Genomic DNA, 23,989 nt, shown 5'->3' with positions numbered 1-23,989 from the left:
GATTGATTAATCAAATACTCGGGCAGGATGCCCGGAATAAGTGGGAGCAAAGATGGCCAAAACGATACTTGCAGTGGACGATTCCAGCTCATTGCGCCAGATGGTGGCGTTCAGCCTGAAAGCCGCCGGTTACCAGGTGGTGGAGGCCGTCGACGGCCAGGATGGACTGGAAAAAGCCAAGCTGCAAACCGTGGACCTGGTATTGACGGACCAGAACATGCCGCGCATGGATGGCCTGGAGCTGATCAAGCTGCTGCGCGAACTGCCGACCTACCAGAAGGTACCCATCCTGATGCTGACGACGGAGTCGTCGGACGAGATGAAATCGAAGGGACGTGCCGCCGGCGCCAATGGCTGGCTGGTCAAGCCGTTCGATCCGCAACGCCTGATCGAAGTGGTCAAGAAGGTGATCGGCTGATGCCAGCCGCGCAGCACAACGATGCAATTGACGGAGTCACCCTATGACCATCGATATTAGCCAGTTTTTTCAGGTCTTTTTCGATGAGGCCGAAGAACTGCTGGCTGAAAAAGAACGGCTGCTGCTGGCCGTTGATATTGCGGCGCCCGACGCCGAAGACCTGAATGCCATTTTCCGCACCGCCCATTCGATCAAGGGCGGCGCATCGACGTTCGGCCTCTCCGACATGAGCGAGGTGACGCACATCCTCGAGTCGCTGCTCGACCGCATCCGTCAGGGCCAGATGGCCCTGACGGCGGAACACGTCGACGCCTTTTTGGCGGCCAAGGATATCCTCAAGATGCAGCTCGACGGCCACCGCCTGGGCAGCGCCGTCGACCAGGATGCCGTGGCCAATGTGCGCATGATGCTGCAGTCGTTCTCGCAGGATGTGCCCGTGGCCGCCCTCACGCCCGTCGCGCCGGCTTTCCATACGGCGGAAAAGGCCGCCGTCAGCCATGCCGGCGGCCATCGCATTCGCCTGGAGCTGCCGGCCATGGAGCCGCGCGAAGTCGATGCGCTGGCGGCCGAACTGGGCTTGCTGGGCGACGTCGTGGTATCAAGCCTGCCCGACGCGCGCAAGGTGCTGGAAGTGACGACGCATGAAAGCCTGGACGATATCCTGGCCATCTGCTCCTTCGTGCTCAATCCGGACGACATGGTGATCACGCAGGCGCCGCCACTGGCGCCAGGCGAAGCCGAAGCGGCCCGCGCGGCGCAGGAAAAAGCCCAGGGCTACGGCTTCTTCGACCCGCTGCCAGGCGCGCAGGGCGCGGCCGATCCCGGTTACGGCTTCTTCCAGCCGCTCGAGGACATCCGCGCCGCCGCAGGCGTGCAGACCGAGGCCGAGCAGGGCTACGGTTTCTTCCAGCCGCTCGAACAGATTCGCGCCGACGCGGCCAAGGCGGGCAACGCCGGCGCCGCGGCCACGCCGGTCGTGGCCAGCGCCGTGGCCGAAGCGGAGCAGGAAAAGAAACCGGCCAAGAAAGAGGGCGACAAGGCCGGCGCCGAATCGTCGTCGATCCGCGTCTCGATCGAAAAAGTCGACCAGCTGATCAACCTGGTGGGCGAACTGGTGATCACGCAGGCGATGATCGAGCAGCGCGCCAGCGCGCTCGACCCGATGCTGCATGAAAAACTCCTCGACAGCGTCAGCCACCTGACGCGCAATACGCGCGACTTGCAGGAAGCGGTGATGTCGATTCGCATGATGCCGATGGATTTCGTCTTTTCGCGCTTCCCGCGCATGGTGCGCGACCTGGCGACGAAACTGGGCAAGAAGGTCGACTTCATCACCAATGGCGCCGCCACGGAACTGGACAAGGGCCTCATCGAGCGCATCGTCGATCCGCTCACGCACCTGGTGCGCAACAGTATCGACCATGGCGTGGAAATGCCGGCCGCTCGCGTGGCCGCCGGCAAGACGGAAGCGGGCCGCTTGTTCCTCTCGGCCAGCCACCAGGGCGGCAACATCATCATCGAAGTATCCGATGATGGCGCTGGGCTGAACCGCGAGCGCATCCTGGCCAAGGCCGTGCAGCAGGGCCTGGACGTGTCCGAGACGATGAGCGACGCCGACGTGTGGCAGCTGATTTTTGCGCCCGGCTTTTCCACCGCCGAAGCGGTCACCGACGTGTCGGGCCGCGGCGTGGGCATGGATGTCGTCAAGCGCAACATCAGCGCCATGGGCGGCGTCGTCGACATCCGTTCGGCGAAGGGTTTCGGCACGACGATTTCCATCTCGCTGCCGCTGACCCTGGCCATCCTGGACGGCATGTCGATCCGCGTCGGCGACGAAGTGTATATTTTGCCTCTGGGCTTTGTCATCGAATCGCTGCAACCGGCCGTTGAGGATATCAAGGACATCAGTGGCAAGGGCCAGGTGGTGAAAGTGCGCGGCGAATACCTGCCCTTGATCCCGCTGTACCAGATGTTCGACATCGCGCCGCGCTTTACCAGTCCCTCGGAAGGCATCTGCGTGATCCTCGAGACGGAAGGGCGCAAGGCGGCCCTGTTCGTCGACGACCTGGTGGGACAGCAGCAGGTCGTGGTGAAAAACCTCGAATCGAATTACCGCAAGGTGGTGGGCATTTCCGGCGCCACCATCCTGGGCGATGGCGGCGTGTCGCTGATTCTCGATGTCGCCGCCCTGATCCGTTCCTCTCGCCAGCTGGCCGACGAGTCCATTTTTTCGTAATACCGATAGATAAAGATAGGAAAACGCACCATGTCAGATACTCAACAAACATCCGGAAGCAATGCGGGCGACGGCAAGGACATCGCCGGCCGTGAATTCCTGGCCTTCACCCTGGGCTCCGAAGAGTACGGCATCGATATCCTGAAGGTTCAGGAAATCCGCGGCTACGAAGCGGTTACCCGTATCGCCAACGCGCCTGAATTCATCAAGGGCGTCATCAACCTGCGCGGCATCATCATTCCCGTGGTCGACATGCGCATCAAGTTCAACCTGGGCACGCCCGTGTACGACCAGTTCACGGTGGTGATCATCCTGAACATCGGCGGACGCATCGTCGGCATGGTGGTCGACAGCGTTTCCGACGTTACCACCTTGACGCCGGAGCAGGTGAAGCCGGCGCCGGAAATGGGTACCGCCTTCTCGACCGACTACATGATCGGCCTGGGCACCATCGACGAGCGCATGCTGATCCTGGTCGACATCGACAAGCTGATGTCGAGCAGCGAGATGGGCCTGATCGACAAGCTGGCGGCGTAAGCGGCAGCATGGCAGCAAGGCGGCGCCTGGTGCGCCGCCGTTTTGGCACGCAAAGAATCACTACAGATATGCATGTACCGGTGCGACTAGAGGCGCGCCGGCAGGCTGCAAGGTCCGTCAGAGACCAGGCCACAACACGGTGCCGTCCGGTTGAACGGGCGCCGTTCACATAAATATTGGAGACTGTAATGAGTTTGCGCGATTTCAAGATAGGCACCCGGCTGGGGATAGGTTTTGGCAGCATCCTCGCCATCCTGGTGGTAGTGATCGTTTCGGCGAATGCACTGAATTACCGTAACAAGGCCCAGTTGCTCACGGGCCTCGAGCTGGCAAGCGAAAAGAATACGCAGGCGTCGCTGATGAAAAGCGCGATGCTGGAAACCGGTATCGCCATGCGCAATATCGGCCTGCAGGGCGATGTGGGGCTGATGCAGGTGGAAGAGGGCAAGGTGCGCGAGCAGCGCAAGCTGTACGACGGCGCGCGCGGCAAGCTGGCCAGCCTGGGCCTGTCCGAGGGCGAGAAGGCGCTGCTGGCCAATATCGCCAAGGTTGACGGCGAAGTCGATGCCGCCTTCAAGGAAGCGATGGGGCAGGTACTGGCGTTTAACAGCGAGGGCGCGGCGAAGGTGATTGCCACCCGCATCGATCCCTTGAACAAGACGACCCTGGCCGACATCAACAAGCTGCTCGACTTGCAGCATGTGGCGCAGCAAAGCTTCATGGACGACTCGCTGGCGGCCGATGCGCGCCTGATGACGGTGCTGTTCATCCTGGGTGGTGCGGCGGTGGCGATCGGTGCCTGGTGCGCCATCTTCATCACGCGCTCGATTACGGTGCCGTTGTCCGGCGCCCTGGCCGTGGCGCAGAAGGTGGCTGCCGGCGAGCTGACGGCGCGCGTGGTGGTCGAAGGCAAGGATGAAACGAGCGCCTTGCAGCAGGCGCTCAAGGATATGAACGCGAGCCTGGTGCAGACGGTCAGCGACGTGCGCCAGGGAACGGATACGATTACCGTGGCGTCGCGCGAGATCGCCAGCGGCAATGCGGACCTGTCGGCGCGTACGGAAACGCAGGCCAGTTCGCTCGAAGAGACGGCATCGTCGATGGAAGAACTGACGTCGACCGTGAAGCAGAACGCGGACAACGCGCGCCAGGCCAACCAGCTGGCCGTGTCGGCGTCGTCGGTGGCGGAGCAGGGCGGCAAGGTGGTGGCGCAAGTGGTCGATACCATGGGTTCCATCAAGGACAGTTCGCGCAAGATCGTCGATATTATCGGCGTCATCGACGGCATCGCGTTCCAGACGAATATCCTGGCCTTGAATGCGGCCGTCGAAGCGGCGCGCGCAGGCGAGCAGGGACGCGGCTTTGCGGTGGTGGCGTCGGAAGTGCGCAACCTGGCGCAGCGATCCGCTGGCGCGGCGAAAGAGATCAAGGGCCTGATCGGCGACTCGGTCGACAAGGTCGATGCGGGCAGCCGCCTGGTGGACGAGGCGGGGCAGACCATGGGCCTGATCGTCACGTCGATCCGGCAGGTGGCCGACATCATGGGCGAGATCACGGCGGCAACGCAGGAACAGAGCCATGGCATCGAGGAAGTGAACCAGGCCATCGCGCAGATGGACCAGATGACGCAGCAGAACGCGGCGCTGGTCGAGGAAGCGGCGGCGGCGGCCGAAAGCATGCAGGACCAGGCGCAGAAACTGGCCGACGCCGTCAGCATCTTCAAGCTCGATGGCGAGAGCGGGGCGCAGGCGGCCGTGCCCGCACCCGCGCCAGTAGTCAAGATGGCTGCACGGCCGGCACCGAGTGTGGCGGCAAATACACGGCGGTTGGCAAAGACGGCGCAAGCCGGCACGCCACCGCCCGCGAAAAAGCTGGCGGCGGCCGGCGGCGACGATTGGGAAGAGTTCTGACGCCAACCCGGTCCCGCTAGTTATACTTGCAAAGGCATTGGTCAGAGTAGTCATAGAGAGGTAAAAACAAAATGCCGCAAACTAAAACGGATTCGGTCAAGGAATTTGATTTCACTGGCAAGGACTTCGAACGGGTCCGCGCCATGATTTACAAGCGGGCCGGCATCGCGCTGGCCGACAGCAAGCAGGAGATGGTCTACAGTCGCCTGGCGCGACGCCTGCGCGCGACCGGCATCTCCTCGTTCGTCCGCTACCTGGACGACCTGGAAGCGGGCCGCATGGGCGATGAGTGGGAAGCGTTCACGAATGCGCTGACGACCAACCTGACGTCGTTCTTCCGCGAGGCGCATCACTTTCCGCTGCTGGCCGAGCATGTGAAAAAACTGAGCGGGCCGATCACCATCTGGTGTTCGGCCAGTTCCACCGGCGAGGAGCCGTATTCGATCGCCATGACGGTGTGCGAGGCATTTAATACGCTCACGCCGCCCGTCACCATCATCGCCACGGACATCGACACGAACGTGCTGGCCACGGCCGCCAATGGCGTCTACAACCTGGACCGGCTCGACAAGATGCCGGCCGATCGTGCGCGGCGCTTTTTCTTGCGCGGCAAGGGCGATCGCGAGGGGCAGGTGCGGGTGCGCCCGGAACTGCGCCAGATGATCACCTTCAAGCCGCTCAACCTGCTGGCTGACAGCTGGCCGGTGACGGGCCAGTTCGACGTCATCTTTTGCCGTAACGTGATGATTTACTTTGACAAGGCGACGCAGCGCAAGATCCTGTCGCGCTTTGTGCCGTTGATGAAGCCGGATGCCCTGCTGTTTGCGGGCCATTCGGAGAATTTTCTGTACGTGTCGGATTCATTGAAGCTGCGCGGTAAAACAGTCTATGAGCTCGATCAGCCTCGGGGCACCGCGCCCAAGGCATCGTCGCATCGTACATGAGAGTGAAATATGAGCCTGGAATCCAAAGAGCAATTCGCCACTAACGTCTATTACGACAGGACGTTCAATTGTGACGCCGCCAAGATCTTGCCTGGTGAGTATTACTTTACCAACAAGGACATGCTGATCGTCACCGTGCTCGGCTCCTGCGTCTCGGCCTGCATCCGCGACCGCGTCACGGGCCTGGGCGGCATGAATCACTTCATGCTGCCCGACGGCGGCAGCGATCCGAACAGCCCGATTTCCGCGTCGATGCGCTACGGTACCTACGCCATGGAGATCCTGATCAACGATTTGCTGAAGGCGGGCGCGCGGCGCGAGAACATGGAAGCGAAAGTGTTCGGCGGCGGCGCCGTGCTGCGCGGTTTCACGGCGATCAACGTGGGCGAACGCAATGCGGCTTTCGTCATCAATTATCTGAAGGCGGAAAAGATGCGCGTGGTGGCCGAAGACCTCAATGACATCCACCCGCGCAAGGTGTATTTTTTCCCCCGCAGCGGCAAGGTGCTGGTGAAAAAGCTGATGCAGACGCATAACGATACGCTGGTGCGCCGCGAACTCGATTACGCAAGCCGTCTCAAAGTCGCGCCGGTGGGCGGCGAAGTTGAGCTGTTCTGACAAACACCAGACCAAACCTGCTGCGCGTCGCGCCGTGCGGCTTGCGGCGATTTTGTCCGGTGTACTAATTTAATAAAGAATAAGGGCCGCAAGGCCTGGAAGGATAACTATGAAGATCAAAGTATTGATCGTGGATGATTCGGCCTTGATCCGCAGCGTGATGACGGAAATCGTGAACAGCCAGCCCGACATGGAAGTGGTGGGCGCTGCGCCCGATCCGCTGGTGGCGCGCGAGATGATCAAGCAGACCAACCCCGACGTGCTGACCCTTGACGTCGAGATGCCGAAGATGGATGGCCTCGACTTCCTGGAAAAACTGATGCGCTTGCGCCCGATGCCGGTATTGATGGTGTCGTCGCTGACCGAGCGCGGTTCGGAAATCACCATGCGCGCGCTGGAGCTGGGCGCGGTCGATTTCGTCACCAAGCCGAAGATTTCCATCCAGAGCGGCATGCGCGAGTACACGGACATGATCGCCGACAAGATCCGTGCCGCCTCGAAGGCGCGCATCCGCGCGCGCACCCTGCCGTCGGCCAGCGACAAGGTGGCCGCGCCGCTGCCTGCGCTGCGCAGCCCGTTGACGTCGAGCGAAAAGCTGATCATCGTCGGCGCCTCCACGGGCGGCACGGAAGCGATCCGCGAATTCCTCATGCAGATGCCGTCCGATTGTCCCGGCATCCTGATCACGCAGCACATGCCGGAAGGCTTTACGCGCTCGTTTGCGCGCCGCCTCGATTCGCTGTGCAAGATATCGGTGCAGGAAGCGGCGGGCGGCGAAAGGGTGCTGCCCGGCCACGCCTACATCGCGCCCGGCCATTCGCACCTGACCCTGACGCGCAGCGGCGCCAACTACATGACCAAGATCGACCAGGGTGAGCCGGTAAACCGCCACCGCCCGTCCGTCGACGTGCTGTTCCGTTCGGCCGCGCAATCGGCCGGTAAAAATGCCGTCGGCGTGATCCTCACCGGCATGGGCAAGGATGGCGCACAAGGCATGTTGGAGATGAAGGCTGCAGGAGCGTATAATTTTGCGCAGGATGAAGCCAGTTGCGTGGTGTTCGGCATGCCGCGCGAGGCGATCGCCGTCGGTGCTACGCATGAGGTCGGCGCTCTGACGGCGCTGCCTGGCATGGTGCTGGGACACCTGGCTGCGCATGGCATGCGTGCTTTGCGCGTGTAAGCCACGTTTTATATGATCTGAGGCAAGTTTGTTCGCCTAAAAGCAACGAAAATGCTATCCTACAACTTGCTGCCGTAGTGTCGACCATAATGTCGGCATTCATGTCGATATTATTAACAAACCGCTACAGAAACAACGGAGTTATTCATGGCTGATCCAAAGATGAAATTTTTAGTCGTTGACGATTTTTCGACGATGCGCCGCATTGTCCGGAATCTGTTGAAGGAACTGGGTTATGCCAACGTCGATGAGGCGGAAGACGGCGTGATGGGCCTGGCCAAGCTGCGCGCGGAATCGTATGATTTCGTCGTGTCGGACTGGAACATGCCAAACATGGATGGCCTGACGATGCTGCAGCATATCCGTGCCGATCCCGCACTGGCCAAGCTGCCCGTGCTGATGGTCACCGCCGAAGCGAAAAAAGAGAACATCATCGCCGCCGCCCAGGCTGGCGCCAGCGGTTATGTCGTCAAGCCGTTCACGGCCGCGACCCTCGATGAAAAGCTGAACAAGATTTTCGAGAAGCTGGAAAAAGCCGGCGCCTGATCACGGCTTGATACCGATCAAGAAAAACGCTGCCAATGTGAATTGGCAGCGTTTTTTTTCGTCCGCAAAAAACTCAGACCAGCCCGCCATTCGCGCGCAGGGTCTGGCCATTCACCCAGCGGCCATCCGGCCCTGCCAAAAAGGCCACGGCGGCCGCGATGTCGTCCGGCGTGCCCAGCCGTTCCAATGGCGCCATCTTGCCCATGCGCTGTATCGTTTCGTCCGTCTTGCCGTGCAAGAACAGCGCCGTGGCCGTGGGGCCGGGGGCGACGGCGTTGACGGTGATGTTCTTGCCGCGTAACTCTTTTGCAAAGATATTCGTCATCGTCTCGATGGCCGCCTTGGTGGCGCCGTAGACGGCATAGCCGGGCAGGGCCAGGCCGATCACGCTGGTGGAAAAGTTGACGACGCTGCCGCCGTGGCGCAAGCGCGTCGCCGCCTGGCGCATGGTGTTGAAGCTGCCCTTGACGTTGATGGCGAACAGGCTGTCGAAGGTGGCGTCGTCCGTGTCGGCCAGGGCCGGCAGCGCGGGCGGCATGATGCCGGCATTGTTGACCAGCACGTCGACGCCGCCGTAGGCCGCCTCGGCCGCATCGAACAGGGCTTGCACCTCGCCCGTGTCGGCGACGTTGGCCTTGACGGCGATGGCGGCGCCGCCGTCGGCCACGATGGCCGCCACCAGCTGCTCCGCTTCCACGTTGCCGCTGGCGTAATTGACGACGACCCGCATGCCGTCGCGCGCCAGGCGGCGGGCGATGGCTGCGCCGATGCCGCGCGAAGCGCCCGTGACGATGGCGACCTTGGCCGGTATAGCTGCTGTGTTCATGGGTGTTCTCCTGTCGTGGTGGGAGGCCCGCATGTTGTCGCTGCGAACCAGTGCAGCCATTGTCATCTTTATTGATTGATGGATAAATGTGGGTTTGATGATTTCAGTGTGCAAATTGCATTAACAATTGTCCCAGGCATGCGGGGTACGGACAGACAAGATCCCGCTGCCTGCAGATAATTGCGCAAAGGAATGAAATATTTCCCAAAGTTAACTTTACACGTCAAATAATTTGGCCCATGATCGCTGCAGTATTTCCCCTTTGTCCCCGACCCCGACAAGAAGGAGCGCACGATGCGCCGAGCACCCGTATTATTTTTCGCCCTGGGCACGGCCCTGTTAACGGCCTGCGGCGTGAGCCTGGAGCAAACCGCCGTTGCGCCCGTCGCGTCGGTCGAGATGCAAGAGCCTGCCGCGCAGCCGGTAGCCGAAGCCGATGGCCGGCATGCCTATTTGCACCGCGTGGGCGGCCATGACTATGTCAGCCTGAGCCAGCATGGCCCGCAGGGCGGCTTGCCGATACTCACGGGTACGCAGCGCCATGCGCACGCCATCCGCCTGCTGGCGGCCGATCCGGCCCAGGCGCGGGCCATCCTGCGCAGCCTGAGGCTGCCTGCGAACCAGCGCAAGCTGTGGGCGGGAGAGGAAATCGTGCTCGATGCGGCCAGCTATGACATGTTGCAAGCGGCACGCGGCAGCAACAGGCCGCTGTTTGCCGAACTCAAGCTGGTGGGGATGGAGAAGTAAGGAAAAGAAACAGAAACAGAAACGGGACCGAATGGCCCCGTCGAGGTGACGCTTGGAGATGGCGCTTAAATTTCCAGATTGTCGATCAGGCGAGTCTGTCCCAGCTTGGCGGCGGCCAGCACCACCAGCGGTTCGCCGGCGGCCAGTTCGGCGGCGTTCGGCGCCTGCAGGTTGGCACGCTTGCGCACGGCGATGTAGTCCGATTTCCAGCCGCGGCCGTCCAGCAGCTGCATGGCCGCCTGTTCCAGTTCGCCGACGGCAAGGTTACCCTTGCGCACTTCCTCGGCGACGAAATTGAGGCCCTTGAACAGTTCCGGCGCTTCCGCGCGTTCGCTTTCTGACAGGTACATATTGCGCGAGGACAAGGCTAAGCCATCGTCTGCGCGGTAGGTTTCGGCGGCGATGATTTCCGTCGGCAGCGCGAACTGGCGCGCCATGTTGCGGATGATCATCAGTTGCTGGTAATCCTTCTTGCCGAACACGGCTACGCGCGGACCCACGCAAGAGAACAGCTTGGTGACGACCGTGCACACGCCTTCGAAGAAGCCGGGACGGAATTCGCCTTCCAGGGTATTGCCCAGATCATCGGGCGGGCGCACGCGGTATTCCTGCGGCTCCGGGTACAGTTCCTTTTCCGTGGGCGCGAACAGCACGTACACGCCTTCCTTTTCCAGCTTGGCGATGTCGGCCGCCATGGTGCGCGGATATTTCTCGAAGTCTTCGTTCGGGCCGAATTGCAGGCGGTTCACGAAGATCGAGGCGACGACGGGGTCGCCATGCTTGCGCGCCAGGCGCATCAGCGACAGATGGCCTTCGTGCAGGTTGCCCATGGTGGGGACGAACGCCGTGCGCAGCTGTCCGCTGAGCTGGTCGCGCAATTCTTCGATGTCGGAAATAATTTTCATGGATTGCTTTCGCTAAAACCCCGTTGTACGGTGGTCAGTGACAAAGGGAAGGGATCAGGCGGGCGAATAGGCCAGCCGGACGTAGATGGGGGCAAACGGTTCTGCCTGTGTGATTTCGATCAGGGTTTCCTTGGCCAGTTCCAGCAGGGCCACGAAGTTGACCACCACCACGGGCACGCCGCCGGCAATGTCGAACAACTCGCTGAATTCGACGAAGCGCGACGATTGCAAGTGGCGCAGGATGCTCGACATGTGCTCGCGCACGGACAGTTCCTGGCGGCTGATGCGGTGATGCTGGGTCAGTTTCGCGCGTTTCAGCACGTCGAGCCACGCCTGCTGCAAGTCCACCGGTTCCACGTCGGGCCAGGTGGGTGTCAGGCTTTGCTCGATGAAAATCTGCGTGCGCACGAAATCGCGCTCGAACTGCGGGATGGCGTTCAGGTCGTAGGCGGCCAGCTTGATCTGCTCGTATTCGAGCAGGCGGCGCACCAGTTCGGCACGGGGGTCGCCGCCATCTTCCTCGACGTCGCTCTTGCGCGAAGGCAAGAGCATGCGCGACTTGATCTCGATCAGCATGGCCGCCATCAACAGGTATTCTGCGGCCAGTTCCAGGTTGCGCACGCGGATCTGGTCGACATATTTCAGATATTGCAGGGTTACCTGCGCCATCGGAATATCGAGAATGTTGAAGTTTTGCTTGCGGATCAGGTAGAGCAGCAAGTCGAGCGGGCCTTCGAAGGCTTCGAGGAAGATTTCCAGCGCGTCCGGCGGAATGTACAAATCCGTCGGCATGCGCATCATCGGCTCGCCATACAGGCGGGCGATGCCCAGCGGGTCGGCGGCGGGAGCCGCGTCCGTTACTGCCGTGGCGGATGCTGCAGGGTCGCCGCTGCCGTCGCCGCCAGCGGCGGGTTCGGGCGACTCGATGACTGCGCCGGCACCGGAAGCGTCGGCTTCCGGCGTGACTGCAGACTCTTCAGGCAACATCGTGCCGGTTCCAGATCTTAGTTCTTGTTCTGGTAAACGTAAGCCTGTTGCTTGACGGCCGACGCCAGCTGGCGCTCCTGCTCATCGATGCTGACGGCCGGCTTGTCCCACAGCAGGGCGCGGCCCGCTTGCTGGCCCGCTTCCATGCCAGGATTCTTGGCCTTCAGTTCAGCGATGAACAAGGTGTGGTCGGATACGTAGTTGTTGTGTTTTGCAGGCAGTTTCATATTCTCTTCTGAGTGTCTTATAGGTAAGGTCAGCCGGCCGTATTTTACCGCGCCGTGCCGCCTGGCGGGTTGTTGTATCGGCAAGTCCGGGGCGAAATTGCTAAAAATCAATAACGCAACAAACGCCGCATCACCATCGGCGCCGGTTCGGCGGGGTTGGCGTGCGAATATTCCAGTTCTTCGGCCAGGTCGAATTCGAAGGCCGCATAAAAATCGATCAGCTTGCGCTGGTCGCGCCGCACGGCCAGGCGCAATTCCTCCGCCTGGCACGACAGGCCGTGATGAATGATGGCTTCCAGCAAATGTTGCGAAACGTGGCTGCCCCGGTAGGCGGGCAGCACGCCCATGCGTGAAATCTTCCAGATGGCGGGATCGCTGTCGAGCGGCATCCAGCGCAGCGAACCGGCTGGAATGTCGTCGATCAGCAACAGAAAACCGCCGCCGTGGCGCAATTGCTCTTCCACCTGCTGCGCCGTCTCGTGGTGTCCACTGGACGAGGCCGCCACCTTGCCGGCCCACGCGGCGCGGGTCAGTTCGGCCATCAGTTGTGCATCGGCATTCGTTGCTTCGCGCACCACGATATTCATCATCGGTCCTTGTGCGGGCTTAGCGGATGCGCATGCCAGGTTCGGCGCCTGGCCATGGGTTCAGGATGTAGATGCCCGGATTCGCCTTCTCGTCGGCGGCGGAGGCGGCCATGACCATGCCCTCGGAAATGCCGAACTTCATCTTGCGCGGCGCCAGGTTGGCCACCAGCACCGTCAGCTTGCCGAGCAGTTCTTCCGGCTGGTAGGCCGAGCGGATGCCGGAGAAGACATTGCGCAAGCGGCCTTCGCCCGCGTCCAGGGTCAGGCGCAGCAGCTTGTCCGAGCCGTCGACCAGTTCGCAGTTGACGATTTTCGCGATGCGCAAGTCGACCTTGAGGAAGTCGTCGATCTTGATCTCGGGCGCCAGTTCCTCGATGGCGGAGGCCGGTGTTTCAGCGACCGGTGCGGCGTCGTTCGCGGCATCGTCAGCCGGCGCGGCGATGGCGGCAGCTTGCGGTGCGTCAAACAGCGCTTCGATCATCTTTGCATCCATGCGCGTCATCAAGTGGCTGTAGGCGCCGATGGTACGGCCCAGCATGCTGTTCGAGACGGCGTCGCCGAACACTTGCGTATCGGCCCAGGTGAATTGCTCGTCGTTGAGGAACGAGGCCACGTTCTTTGCCACGCCCGGCAAGACCGGCGACAGCAGGATCGTCAGCTGACGGAACAGGATCAGGGCCGTCGTGCACACGTCGTGCAGTTCGGCTGTCTTGTCCGCATCCTTGGCGAGGATCCACGGCTTGTTTTCATCGACGTACTGGTTGGTGATGTCGGCGATTTCCATGATCTCGCGCAAGGCCTTGCCGAATTCGCGGTTCTCGAAGTGCGCGGCGATGCTGGCCTGGCGCTCGACGATGACGCCGTTGGCGTCCACCGTCAGCGCGCGGTTGATCCAGCTTTGCGCGCCTTCCGACAGCGTCGATGCCAGTTTGCCGTCGAAACGCTTGGCGATGAAGCCGGCACAACGGCTGGCGATGTTCACGTATTTGCCGATCAGGTCGCTGTTCACGCGGGCCACGAAGTCGTCGCCGTTGAAGTCCAGGTCTTCCACTTTCGAGTTTAGCTTGAAGGCGATGTAGTAGCGCAGCCATTCCGGGTTCATGCCCAGGTCCAGGTAGCGCAGTGGCGAGATGCCCGTGCCGCGCGACTTCGACATCTTTTCATTGTTGACCGTCAGGAAGCCATGCACATTGACTTTCAGTTTGTCGATCACCGGGTGGCCGGCAAATTTCAGCATGGCGGGCCAGAACAGCAAATGGAAGGAAACGATGTCCTTGCCGATGAAGTGGATTTGTTCCGTGGCAGGATCGTTCAGCAGGGCGTCGAAATCGAGGCCTTTCTTGTCGCAATAGTTTTTCAGGCTGGCCAGGTAGCCGACCGGCGCGTCCATCCACACATAGAAGAACTTGCCCGGCGCATCGGGAATCGGGATGCCGAAATAGGGTGCATCGCGCGAGATATCCCAGTCGGCCAGCTTTTCGCCCGCTTCGCCCAGCCATTCGCTGACCTTGTTGACCATTTCAGGCTGCAGGCGGCCTGGCGTGTTGAGCCAATCCTTGAGGAATTCGAAGCAGCGCGGGTCGGACAGCTTGAAGAAGTACTGTTCCGACGGCTTCATCACGGGCGTCGCATTGGTGAACACGGAGAACGGGTTGACCAGGTCGGTCGGCTGGTAAGCCGCGCCGCACACTTCGCAATTGTCGCCGTACTGGTTCTTGGCGCCGCATTTCGGGCATTCGCCCTTGATGTTGCGGTCGGCCAGGAACATGCCCTTGACCGGATCGAAGAAGCGGTCGACGGTTTTCGTGACGATCAGGCCCGTATCGCGCAGTTTGCGGTAGATCGATTGCGACAGATCAACGTTTTCCGGCGAATCGGTCGAATACCAGTTGTCGAAGGCGATATGGAAGCCATCGAGGTACTGGGCGCGGCCGGCCGCGATGTTGGCGACGAATTGCTGCGGCGTGATGCCTTCCTTTTCGGCGGCGATCATGATGGGCGTGCCATGCGTATCGTCGGCGCCCACAAAGTGCACTTCACGGCCGGCTGCGCCATCGCGTTGCATTCGCTGGAACCGGACCCAGATATCGGCCTGGATGTATTCCATGATATGGCCAATGTGAAAAGCGGCGTTTGCGTAAGGCAGGGCAGTGGTGACGAACAGCTTGCGAGTCATGATTGATGCACTTTTGGGATGGATAATAGGTCATTTTAACAGCGGAAAGGCAATATGAGCAGATGCAGCGCTGGCAAGTGATGCTTTTGCCGCCATCGCGCCATGCAAATTTGCGCTAGACTGCGCGTATTGCACATATGTAGTACACACGGAGATTTACATGAGCATCACAGTAGAAGACGTCAAGGCCGCGCTGGCCCAGGTTATTGATCCAAATACACATAAAGATTTCGTTTCCAGTAAAACCGTCAAGAATCTGAAGGTCGATGGCGATGATATTTCGCTCGACATCGAACTGGGCTATCCCGCCAAAAGCCAGATTGACCTGATCCGCAAATCCGTGCTGGCCGCCCTGCGCGTGCTGCCGGGCGTGGGCAACGTCAGCGTGGGTGTGTCGTCGAAAATCATTTCGCACACGGTGCAGCGCGGCTTGAAGCCGATGAGCAACGTGAAAAACATCATCGCCGTCGCTTCCGGCAAGGGCGGGGTTGGCAAATCGACCACGGCCGTCAACCTGGCCCTGGCCCTGGCGGCCGAAGGCGCCACCGTCGGCATGCTGGACGCCGATATCTATGGCCCGTCGCAGCCGATGATGCTGGGCATCAGCGGCCAGCCGAAGACCCTCGACGGCAAGAGCATGGAACCGATGGAAAATCACGGCCTGCAAGTGTCGTCGATCGGCTTCATGATCGATCCGGACGAACCGATGGTGTGGCGCGGCCCGATGGTCACGCAAGCCTTGCAGCAATTGCTCGACCAGACCAACTGGCGCGACCTCGATTACCTGATCGTCGACATGCCGCCGGGCACGGGCGACATCCAGTTGACCCTGTCGCAAAAAGTGCCCGTCACGGGCGCCGTGATCGTCACGACGCCGCAGGACATCGCGCTGCTGGATGCGCGCAAGGGCTTGAAAATGTTCGAGAAAGTCGGCATTCCGATCCTGGGCGTGGTGGAAAATATGAGCACGCACATTTGCTCGAACTGCGGCCATGCGGAAGAAATCTTCGGCGCCGGCGGCGGCGCGAAGATGTGCGCGGACTTCGGCGTGGAATTCCTCGGCGCTTTGCCGCTGACCATGGCGATTCGCCAGCAGACGGATTCCGGCACGCCGACCGTCGTGGCCGAGCCGGAAGGCCCCGTCGCCGTGATCTACAAGCAGATCGCCCGCACCATCGCGATCAAGGTGGCGGAAAAGGCGAAGGATATGACCAGCAAGTTCCCGTCGATCGTCATCAAGAACGATTAAACGTCAGGCTTGGCGCTGCCACGCGCCAGTGTCAGCAGGAATATGGTTTCATGCAGTCCGTGTTGTTATTAAACAAGAGGAGACATCATGCAATTGACCACCGTATTCCTGCGCCAAGCCGCAGCCGTGATCGCTGGCAGCCTGCTGGCCGCCAGCGCGTTTGCGCAATCCGTTTCGTTCGTCGAGCCCGTCGATGGCGCGACAGTGACCAGCCCGTTCAAAGTGAAATTTGCCGTCAGCGGCATGGACGTCAAGCCGGCCGGCGACATGACGGCCAAGACGGGCCACCATCATCTGCTCATCAATATGGGGCCGATGAAGGCGGGCGAGATGATACCCATGGACGATAAACATTTGCACTTCGGCAAAGGACAGACGGAAACGGATGTCACCTTGCCGCCGGGCCAGTACACCCTGACGATGCAGTTCGCCAACGGCGCGCACCAGTCGTATGGGCCGGAGTTGAGCAAAAGCATCAAGGTGACGGTCAAGTAAGTCAGGCAAATAAGCCAGGCAAATAAGTCAGGCAAATTCATCCGTTTCAGTAAAGGCCGGGTTCCAGCGATGGAGCCTGGCCTTTTTCATATTGTTGCTTCTTGTCATTATTGTGTCATATAGTCGGCGTATGCTGGCCGGTGGCCTAACTTTTGATGAGCGGATATGACGAAACATTTCTCCCTTTCCCGGCAACTGGCGCAGGCGCTGCTGCTGGCGGCTGGCGTGGCGGCGAGCCAGGTGCATGCGGCCAAGGCCGTTCCTGCTGTTTCTGCCGGTGCGGCGCAGCCGAAGCTGGTGGTGGTGCTGGTAGTGGACGGCTTGCCGCAAGAGCAGGTGACGCGCTACCGCGACCAGTTCGGCCAGGGCGGTTTCCGCCGCCTGCTGGAGCAGGGCGCGTGGTTCAGCGATGCGCATCAGGCGCATGGCATCACGGTCACGGCCATCGGCCACTCGGCCGTGCTGTCGGGCGCCTATCCTTACCAGCATGGCGTGATCGGCAATAACTGGATCGATCCCGTCACGAAAAAATCCGTGTACTGCACCGAGGATGGCAATTTCCATTACATCGGCGAAGACACGCAGCCCGACGACGGCACGGCGCCGACCAAGCTTCGCGTGAGCACCCTGGGCGACGAGTTGCGCTATTCCACGGGCGACAAGGCGAAGGTCGTCACCGTGTCGGGCAAGGACCGGGGCGCCATCCTGCTGGCCGGGAAAACGGGTACGGCGTATATGTACATGGAAAAGACGGGCAATTTCGCCAGCAGCACCTATTATATGCAGCAGCATCCGCAATGGGTGCAGCGCTACCAGGCCGCCAAACCGCAAGACCGTTATTATGGCAAGAGCTGGACGCCGCTGCTGGCCGATTCCGCCTATGCGCGCGATGCCCGCGATGATCTGGTGCCGGCCAAGCCGGGTACGCGCAACACCTTCCCGTTCGCCTATTACAGCGACAGCGGCAAGCTCGATGGCGAGTACTACAGCCGCTTGAAGGCCGGTCCCTTCCTCGATGAACTGACCCTGGAATTCGCCCGCGCTGCCATCGATGGCGAAAACCTGGGCCACAACCCGGCCGGCGTGCCCGATATCCTGGGCGTGAGCCTGTCCGCGCACGATTATGTGAATCACGCCTACGGCCCGGAAAGCAAGATGTCGCACGACCACCTGCAGCGCCTGGACCGCATGCTGGCCGGCTTCTTTGCCGACCTCGATAAAAAAGTCGGCATGGACAACGTGCTGGTGGTGCTGACGGCCGACCATGGTTTTGCCAACGTGCCGGAATTTGCCGAAACGCGCGGCTTCTCGGCCAAACGCATCGATGGCGCCAAACTGGTCGATGCCTTGAACCAGCACCTGGCGACTAACCTGGGCATCGACAAGCTGGTGACGACGTCGTCGCTGCCGAATATCTACCTCGATTACGCGCTGGCGGAGAAGGGCGGCGTCAATCGCGCCGCCCTGGAAGACGCGGCGGCCCGCTTCCTGCTGCAGCAGGACGGTCTGGCGCAAGTCTACACGCGCACGCAGATGGAAACGGGTGCCGTTGCCACGCGCATGGACACCCTGATGCGCCGCGCCTGGAACCGCCAGCTCTCGGGCGACCTGATGGTGGTCACCAAGCCGGCCTGGTACTTCGGCAAGGGCGCGGGCGGCACCTCGCACGGCACGCCGTACACGTATGACACCAACGTGCCGCTGATGGTGTTCGGCCCCCGCTGGATCAAGCCGGGCGCCTATGGCCAGTATGCGGAAGTGGTCGATATCGCCCCGACCCTGGCGCACCTGCTGCGCGTGCGCCAGCCGTCGGCGTCGGAGGGGAGGATTTTGACGGAAGCGGTGCGCTAGGCCGGTTACAGCAACCAGTCTATCGGCAGCACCGACAGAATGGCCACCCCTAGGCGCTTCCACACGCTGGTGCCCGGCTCCGTGTCGTAGCGCGTGGTGGCGCCGCTGGCGTCGCGGGCGATCCAGTACAGCGCGCCGTCGTCGCCTAGCAGTACCTGGTAGGCCCGCTGCGGGATGGTGGTGCGCATGGCTTGCCCCAGCTGGCTGGCCAGCGCGGGGCTGTCGATGACGAGGCCCATTTCCGTGTTCAATTCGATCGAACGCGGGTCGAAGTTGAACGAGCCGACAAAGATGCGCCGGTCGTCGACGGCAAAGGTCTTCGCATGCAGGCTCGATGCGGAGCTGCCGAAGCGGCCCGGCTGTGCGCGCGCATCGCCTGCTTCCCACGAGCGGCGCGACTCGTACAGCAGCACACCCGCTTCCAGCAGCGGTTTTCTCCACTTCGCATAGCCGGCATGCACGGCCGCCACGTCGGTCGCTTCCAGCGCATTCGTCAGGATGCGCACGCCGACGCCTTTTCTTGTCAGGTCGGCGAAGGCCTGGGTGCCGGCTTTGCCGGGCACGAAATATGGCGACACCAGGTCCACTTCCTTTTCCGGCACGCCCAGCAGGTTTTTCAGGTTGTCCGCCACGCCCGTGCCTGGCCTGGCCTTGTCCAGCACTTTGGCCGGGTCGTCGCTGACCATGCGCGTCCTGGCCCATTCGAAGGGCAGGGTGCGCTCCATCATTTGTCTGACGAAGGGCGAGGTGCGCAGCGCCTGCACGTATTCCTCGGCCGCCTTGGTGTCGTCGATGCGGTCCGCTTCGGCGGCGATGGTGGCCGCGTCGCCCTCGACAGGGCTGGTCAGCAGCAGGCTGGCCGGGTAGGCCGAGGCGCTGTTCCAGTAGCGGTCGAAATCGCGCGAAACGTCGTCGACGACGGGGCCGACGGCCAGCACGTCCAGGTCGGCAAACAGCACGTCGCCGGCCGCGCCAAAATATTCGTCGCCCACATTGCGCCCGCCGACGATGGTGGCCTGGTTATCGGCCGTGAACGATTTGTTGTGCATGCGCCGGTTGAGGCGGGAAAAATCGGTGGCAAAGGCCAGCGCGCGCGGCGCGCGGGGCACGAAGGGATTGAACAGGCGGATTTCCAGGTTGTGCTGTTTGCCCAGCATCGCCAGGGTCTGGTCCAGGCCCGCCGTGTTGTTATCGTCGAGCAGCAGGCGCACGCGCACGCCCCGCTCGGCCGCCTGGCGCAGGGCGTCGAACAGCAGGGTGCCCGTGATGTCCTTGTGCCAGATGTAGTACTGCACGTCCAGGCTGCGCTGGGCGGCGGCGGCCAGCAGGGCGCGCGCGGCAAAGGCGTCGCGTCCATCGGCGAGCGGGTAAATGCCGGACACGCCGGGATGCTGCGCCACCATGGGTGCAATGGCCGTGGCCAGCTGGGTGTGCTTTGTGTCGGCGATGACGCTGGATGCCACGCGGCCTTCCAGCGAAGGCAGCGAGACGCAGCCGGCGAGGACGGCGGACAGCAGCAGTGGCAGCAGCAGCCGGGTGGCGCTGCGGAAGGGAAGTGCTTGGGCGGACATGGCGGGCTTTCATCGGGTTGCCCCGATGTTAGCAGATGCGCATGCCCGCACGGGGCGAGGTGTTACAACTGTTCCAGCGCGATCAGCTCGGCCACCGTCTGGCGGCGGCGGATCAAACGCGATGGTGTCCCGTCGACCAGGTATTCGGCCGCATGCGGGCGGCTGTTGTAGTTCGACGACATCGACGCGCCATACGCGCCCGCGCCTTCGAAGACGACGTAGTCGCCCACCTGCGCCGCGGGCAGGAGGCGGGTTTCGACCACGCCGCCGTCGCGCTGGGTGAAGACGTCGCCCGATTCGCACAGGGGGCCGCCGACCACGGTGGCGCGCTGCATGTCCAGTGCGCGGCCGTCATGCGCGATGACCGACATTTCATGGTAGCTGCCGTACATGGCAGGGCGCATCAGTTCATTGAAACCCGTATCGAGCAAGGTGAAGTGGTTGCCGCCCATTTGCTTGGTGGCGCGCACTTCGGCCACCAGCAAGCCCGCGTCGGCCACGAGGAAGCGGCCCGGTTCGATTTCCAGGTGCACGGGATGGCCCAGGTGCGCCTCGATCTGCTTGCGCGCCGCATCCCACAGCTGGAAGTAGTGGTCCGTGTCGACGGGCTGCTCGCCTTCGCGATAGGGCACGGACAGGCCGCCGCCCGTGGAAATGGCTTCGATGTCGTGGCCCATGTTTTTCACCAGGTCGACCATGGTGCCGCAGACGGTTTCCAGGTGGCTGTAGTCGACGCCCGAGCCGATGTGCATGTGCAGGCCCACCAGGTGCAAGCCATGTGCGCGGATGACGGCCAGCGCCTCCGGCAGCTCTTCATGCCAGATGCCATGTTTGCTGTTTTCGCCGCCCGTATTGGTCTTGTTGCTGTGGCCATGGCCATAGCCGGGATTGATGCGCAGCCAGACGCGGTGGCCGGGCGACACTGGGCCCAGTTGGCGCAGCATGTCGACGGAGCCGCAATTGACTTCGATCTTCGCCGCCGCCACGCGCGCCAGGGTGGCGCGATCGAACAGGTCGCAGGTAAAGACCACGCCGGCGGCGCCGTTCGTTTGCGCCGGCGCAAAGCCTGCCTGCAGCGCGCGCTCGATCTCGCCCAGCGAGACGGCGTCCACGTGCACGCCCGCCTCGCGCATCAGGGTGAGCAGGTGGATGTTCGAATTGGCCTTTTGCGCGAAGCGCACGGTGTCGAACTGCGCCAGCTGCGCGATGCGCGCGCGGATGGTGGCCGCGTCATACACCCACAGGGGCGTGCCGTGTTCCTGGGCGAGTTGGGCGAGGGTCTGGTCGGTGACGGGCTTCATCGTGTGCTTTCGGTGGAATGAGGAGATAGCGCATGATGGCCGATTGTGCTTCGACTATAAAATATCTATTTGAGGCTACCTTATTCATTTATGATATGGCCATGACTATCTCCCTGCGCCATATCGAGGTCTTCCGCGCCATCATGACGACGGGCAGCGTGACGGCCGCCGCCGCCATGCTGCATACGTCGCAGCCCACCGTCAGCCGCGAGCTGGCGCGCTTGGAACACTTGACGGGCCTGACCCTGTTCGAGCGCGAGCGGGGGCGGCTGCGTCCCACGGCCCAGGCGCTGCAGCTGTTCGAGGAAGTGCAGCGCGCGTATTTCGGCCTGGAGCGCATCATCAGCACGGCGGCGGCCTTGCGCCAGTTCGACCAGGGGCAGCTGTCGATCGCCTGCCTGCCCGTGTTTTCCCAGTCGCTGCTGCCGCAGGCGTGCAAGCGTTTCGTCGCCGATTTTCCCAAGGTGAGCATCAGCATCACGCCGCAGGAGTCGCCGCTGCTGGAAGAGTGGTTGTCGGCGCAGCGCCACGATATCGGCCTGACGGAAGTGGGCAATGCGCCGCCGGGCACCGCGCTCGATACATTGATGTCCGTCGATGAAGTGTGTGTGCTGCCCGACGGCCATGCGCTCGCCGGCAAGGCTGTGCTGCAGCCGGCGGACTTCGCAGGCCAGCCTTTCATCAGTTTGGCCGCCGTCGACCCCTACCGCCAGCAGATCGACGCCATCTTCGCGCAGGCGGGCGTGGAGCGGCGCATGGCGCTCGACACGCACAGCGCTGCCTCCGTGTGCGCGATGGTGCGCGAAGGCGTGGGCCTGGCCATCGTCAATCCGCTCACGGCGCTGGACTACGCGGGGCAGGGCTTGCAGATCCGCCGCTTCGGCGTTTCCCTGCCATTTACGGTGAATCTGGTCAAGCCCCTGCACCGGCCCCTGTCGCAACTGGTCGCCCTGTTCGAGCAGGCGCTGCATGCGCAGGCGGCGGAGGTGAAAAGGCGCTTGCTGCAGCTGTGACGGTGCTTGTGGAGCAGCGGCGGTCAACAGAGTAAAATGGCGTTTTACTTATTCAAGCCTGACTACTTCGATGACCACAACCGCTACTCCCGTTCGTACCCGTTTCGCTCCCAGCCCGACCGGCTATCTGCACCTGGGCGGCGCCCGCACCGCTTTGTACAGCTGGGCGTATGCCCGCCACTTCGGCGGCACCTTCGTGCTGCGCATCGAAGACACGGACGTGGAGCGTTCCACGCCGGAAGCCGTGCAAGCCATCATCGAAGGCATGAAGTGGCTGGGCCTGGACCACGACGAAGGCCCGTTCTACCAGATGCAGCGCATGGACCGCTACCGCGAAGTGGTGGCGCAGATGCTGGTCGAAGGCACGGCGTATCACTGCTACTCGTCGCCGGAAGAAGTCGAAGCGATGCGCGAGCGCATGCGCGCCGCCGGTGAAAAGCCGCGCTACGACGGCACCTGGCGTCCGGAGCCGGGCAAGACCCTGCCGGCCGTGCCGGCCGACCGCAAGCCCGTCGTGCGTTTCAAGAACCCGCTCGACGGCGACGTGACGTGGGACGACGTGGTCAAGGGCACGATCACGATTTCCAACCGCGAGCTGGACGACCTGGTGATCGCCCGCCCTGACGGCACGCCGACGTACAACTTCTGCGTGGCCGTCGATGACTGGGACATGCAGATCACCCACGTGATCCGCGGCGACGACCATGTCAACAACACCCCGCGCCAGATCAACATCCTGCGCGCCATCGGCGCACCGCTGCCGCTGTACGGCCACCTGCCGATGATCCTGGGCGCGGACGGCGAAAAGCTGTCGAAGCGCCATGGCGCCGTCAGCGTGATGGATTACCCGGCGCAGGGCTTCCTGCCGGAAGCGATGCTGAACTACCTGGCGCGCCTGGGCTGGAGCCATGGCGACGATGAAGTGTTCTCGATCGAGCAGTTCTGCGAGTGGTTCAACCTGAACCACCTGTCGAAATCGGCGGCCCAGTTCAACAATGAAAAACTGGCCTGGCTGAACAACCACTATATCAAGCAGGCCGACAATACCCGCCTGGCCGACCTGGCGCGTCCGCAAATGGTCGCCGCCGGCGCCGTCTTCGAAGGCGCGCCGGACCTGGCGCAAGTGCTGGGCATGATGAAAGAGCGCGCCAACACCGTCAATGAGCTGGCTGCCGCCTCGATGCTGTTTTTCCGCGAACCGCAGCCGGAAGCGGAACTGGTCACGCAGCACATCACGGATGCCATCAAGCCCGTGCTGGCGCAGTTTGCCGAGCGTATCGCCACGGTGGAGTGGAGCAAGGAAGCCGTCGCCGCCATGATCAAGGAAGTGCTGGCCGCGAACACCATCAAGATGCCGCTGCTGGCCATGCCTTTGCGTTTGATCTTGACGGGCCAGCTGCAGACGCCTGCCATCGACCAGGTGGTGGTGATGTTCGGCCGCGACACCGTGCTGGCGCGCCTGGCAAAGTGGCTGTAATCGTCGCGCTGAATTGAGCGTGTAAATGCGGTGCGGAAACCGCCCCTATGAAAAGTTGCTCATAGACGAAAAAGGGTATTTGCAGAGTGAAACTTCTTTGCTATACTCTTGTTTCTGCACCAACGGGGGTATAGCTCAGCTGGGAGAGCGCTTGCATGGCATGCAAGAGGTCAGCGGTTCGATCCCGC

At 62.1% G+C, this 23,989-nt stretch carries 22 protein-coding genes; 14 read left to right on the top strand and 8 right to left on the bottom strand.

All coding sequences use genetic code 11. The features are described from left to right. The first annotated feature begins 52 nt into the window (after positions 1–52). From NCG91_RS26705 to cheY, 8 genes are all read left to right on the top strand, one after another. Entirely contained in the window at positions 53–418 is a 366-nt protein-coding gene (locus NCG91_RS26705) for a response regulator (RefSeq protein WP_034758362.1), read from the top strand. Between the two features lie 43 nt (positions 419–461). Next, entirely contained in the window at positions 462–2,654 is a 2,193-nt protein-coding gene (gene cheA / locus NCG91_RS26700) for a chemotaxis protein CheA (RefSeq protein ID WP_251351877.1), read from the top strand. Positions 2,655–2,684: 30 nt separating this feature from the next. Beyond that, positions 2,685–3,191: a chemotaxis protein CheW gene (locus tag NCG91_RS26695; protein WP_034758356.1), complete on the top strand. Its 507-nt coding sequence runs from the start codon at positions 2,685–2,687 to the stop codon at positions 3,189–3,191. 188 nt (positions 3,192–3,379) lie between these two features. Next, on the top strand, positions 3,380–5,101 hold the full coding sequence (locus tag NCG91_RS26690; RefSeq protein ID WP_251351876.1) for a methyl-accepting chemotaxis protein: 1,722 nt from the start codon (positions 3,380–3,382) through the stop codon (positions 5,099–5,101). 71 nt (positions 5,102–5,172) lie between these two features. After that, positions 5,173–6,045, top strand: a complete 873-nt coding sequence (locus NCG91_RS26685; RefSeq protein WP_251351875.1) for a CheR family methyltransferase — start codon at positions 5,173–5,175, stop codon at positions 6,043–6,045. Between the two features lie 9 nt (positions 6,046–6,054). Beyond that, positions 6,055–6,663, top strand: coding sequence for a chemoreceptor glutamine deamidase CheD (gene cheD / locus NCG91_RS26680; RefSeq protein ID WP_034758343.1), 609 nt, complete (start codon positions 6,055–6,057; stop codon positions 6,661–6,663). Between the two features lie 109 nt (positions 6,664–6,772). Further along, complete coding sequence (locus NCG91_RS26675) at positions 6,773–7,843, top strand: protein-glutamate methylesterase/protein-glutamine glutaminase (RefSeq protein WP_034778028.1); 1,071 nt, start codon at positions 6,773–6,775, stop codon at positions 7,841–7,843. Positions 7,844–7,990: 147 nt separating this feature from the next. Next, on the top strand, positions 7,991–8,389 hold the full coding sequence (gene cheY, locus NCG91_RS26670; RefSeq protein ID WP_010396677.1) for a chemotaxis response regulator CheY: 399 nt from the start codon (positions 7,991–7,993) through the stop codon (positions 8,387–8,389). A 73-nt stretch (positions 8,390–8,462) separates the two neighbouring features. Here cheY and NCG91_RS26665 read toward each other — a convergent pair whose 3' ends face one another. After that, positions 8,463–9,215: an SDR family oxidoreductase gene (locus tag NCG91_RS26665; protein ID WP_251351874.1), complete on the bottom strand. Its 753-nt coding sequence runs from the start codon at positions 9,213–9,215 to the stop codon at positions 8,463–8,465. A gap of 294 nt (positions 9,216–9,509) precedes the next feature. Here NCG91_RS26665 and NCG91_RS26660 point away from each other — a divergent pair, with 294 nt between their 5' ends. Continuing rightward, a complete protein-coding gene (locus NCG91_RS26660; protein ID WP_099664748.1) occupies positions 9,510–9,962 on the top strand; it encodes a hypothetical protein in 453 nt (150 codons plus the stop codon). A 65-nt stretch (positions 9,963–10,027) separates the two neighbouring features. Here the strand turns inward: NCG91_RS26660 and panC are convergent, their stop codons facing one another. From panC to metG, 5 genes are all read right to left on the bottom strand, one after another. Further along, positions 10,028–10,867: a pantoate--beta-alanine ligase gene (gene panC, locus NCG91_RS26655; RefSeq protein ID WP_099664747.1), complete on the bottom strand. Its 840-nt coding sequence runs from the start codon at positions 10,865–10,867 to the stop codon at positions 10,028–10,030. A 54-nt stretch (positions 10,868–10,921) separates the two neighbouring features. Next, on the bottom strand, positions 10,922–11,854 hold the full coding sequence (locus tag NCG91_RS26650; RefSeq protein WP_077402012.1) for a segregation and condensation protein A: 933 nt from the start codon (positions 11,852–11,854) through the stop codon (positions 10,922–10,924). Between the two features lie 17 nt (positions 11,855–11,871). Beyond that, positions 11,872–12,081: a DUF3460 family protein gene (locus tag NCG91_RS26645; RefSeq protein ID WP_034778041.1), complete on the bottom strand. Its 210-nt coding sequence runs from the start codon at positions 12,079–12,081 to the stop codon at positions 11,872–11,874. Between the two features lie 107 nt (positions 12,082–12,188). After that, positions 12,189–12,668 carry a GNAT family N-acetyltransferase gene (locus tag NCG91_RS26640; protein ID WP_034778216.1) on the bottom strand — a complete coding sequence of 160 codons (480 nt, stop codon included), beginning with the start codon at positions 12,666–12,668 and terminating at the stop codon, positions 12,189–12,191. 19 nt (positions 12,669–12,687) lie between these two features. Then, positions 12,688–14,844, bottom strand: coding sequence for a methionine--tRNA ligase (metG, locus tag NCG91_RS26635; protein ID WP_251351873.1), 2,157 nt, complete (start codon positions 14,842–14,844; stop codon positions 12,688–12,690). A 160-nt stretch (positions 14,845–15,004) separates the two neighbouring features. Between metG and apbC the strand changes: the two genes are divergently transcribed. The 3 genes from apbC (at position 15,005) to NCG91_RS26620 (ending at position 18,439) form a co-directional block, all read left to right on the top strand. Further along, the gene (gene apbC / locus NCG91_RS26630) at positions 15,005–16,093 is read left to right on the top strand and encodes an iron-sulfur cluster carrier protein ApbC (RefSeq protein WP_034758315.1); all 1,089 of its coding nucleotides are present in this window, start codon (positions 15,005–15,007) and stop codon (positions 16,091–16,093) included. 87 nt (positions 16,094–16,180) lie between these two features. Next, complete coding sequence (locus NCG91_RS26625; protein WP_034778045.1) at positions 16,181–16,588, top strand: DUF4399 domain-containing protein; 408 nt, start codon at positions 16,181–16,183, stop codon at positions 16,586–16,588. A 165-nt stretch (positions 16,589–16,753) separates the two neighbouring features. Continuing rightward, a complete protein-coding gene (locus tag NCG91_RS26620) occupies positions 16,754–18,439 on the top strand; it encodes an alkaline phosphatase family protein (protein WP_251351872.1) in 1,686 nt (561 codons plus the stop codon). Between the two features lie 5 nt (positions 18,440–18,444). Here the strand turns inward: NCG91_RS26620 and NCG91_RS26615 are convergent, their stop codons facing one another. Continuing rightward, on the bottom strand, positions 18,445–20,010 hold the full coding sequence (locus NCG91_RS26615) for a phospholipase D family protein (protein ID WP_285817245.1): 1,566 nt from the start codon (positions 20,008–20,010) through the stop codon (positions 18,445–18,447). Between the two features lie 62 nt (positions 20,011–20,072). Continuing rightward, the gene (gene lysA, locus NCG91_RS26610; protein WP_251351871.1) at positions 20,073–21,311 is read right to left on the bottom strand and encodes a diaminopimelate decarboxylase; all 1,239 of its coding nucleotides are present in this window, start codon (positions 21,309–21,311) and stop codon (positions 20,073–20,075) included. A 101-nt stretch (positions 21,312–21,412) separates the two neighbouring features. On the opposite strand from lysA, the gene NCG91_RS26605 reads away from it, so the two are divergent. Further along, positions 21,413–22,324: a LysR family transcriptional regulator gene (locus NCG91_RS26605; protein ID WP_251351870.1), complete on the top strand. Its 912-nt coding sequence runs from the start codon at positions 21,413–21,415 to the stop codon at positions 22,322–22,324. Positions 22,325–22,394: 70 nt separating this feature from the next. After that, a complete protein-coding gene (gene gltX, locus NCG91_RS26600; protein ID WP_251351869.1) occupies positions 22,395–23,801 on the top strand; it encodes a glutamate--tRNA ligase in 1,407 nt (468 codons plus the stop codon). Positions 23,802–23,989 lie beyond the last annotated feature (188 nt).

The sequence above is a fragment of the Janthinobacterium kumbetense genome (assembly GCF_023703445.1).
Taxonomy (GTDB): Bacteria; Pseudomonadota; Gammaproteobacteria; order Burkholderiales; family Burkholderiaceae_D; genus Janthinobacterium; species Janthinobacterium kumbetense.
This window is presented reverse-complemented; position numbering and strand designations above follow the sequence as displayed.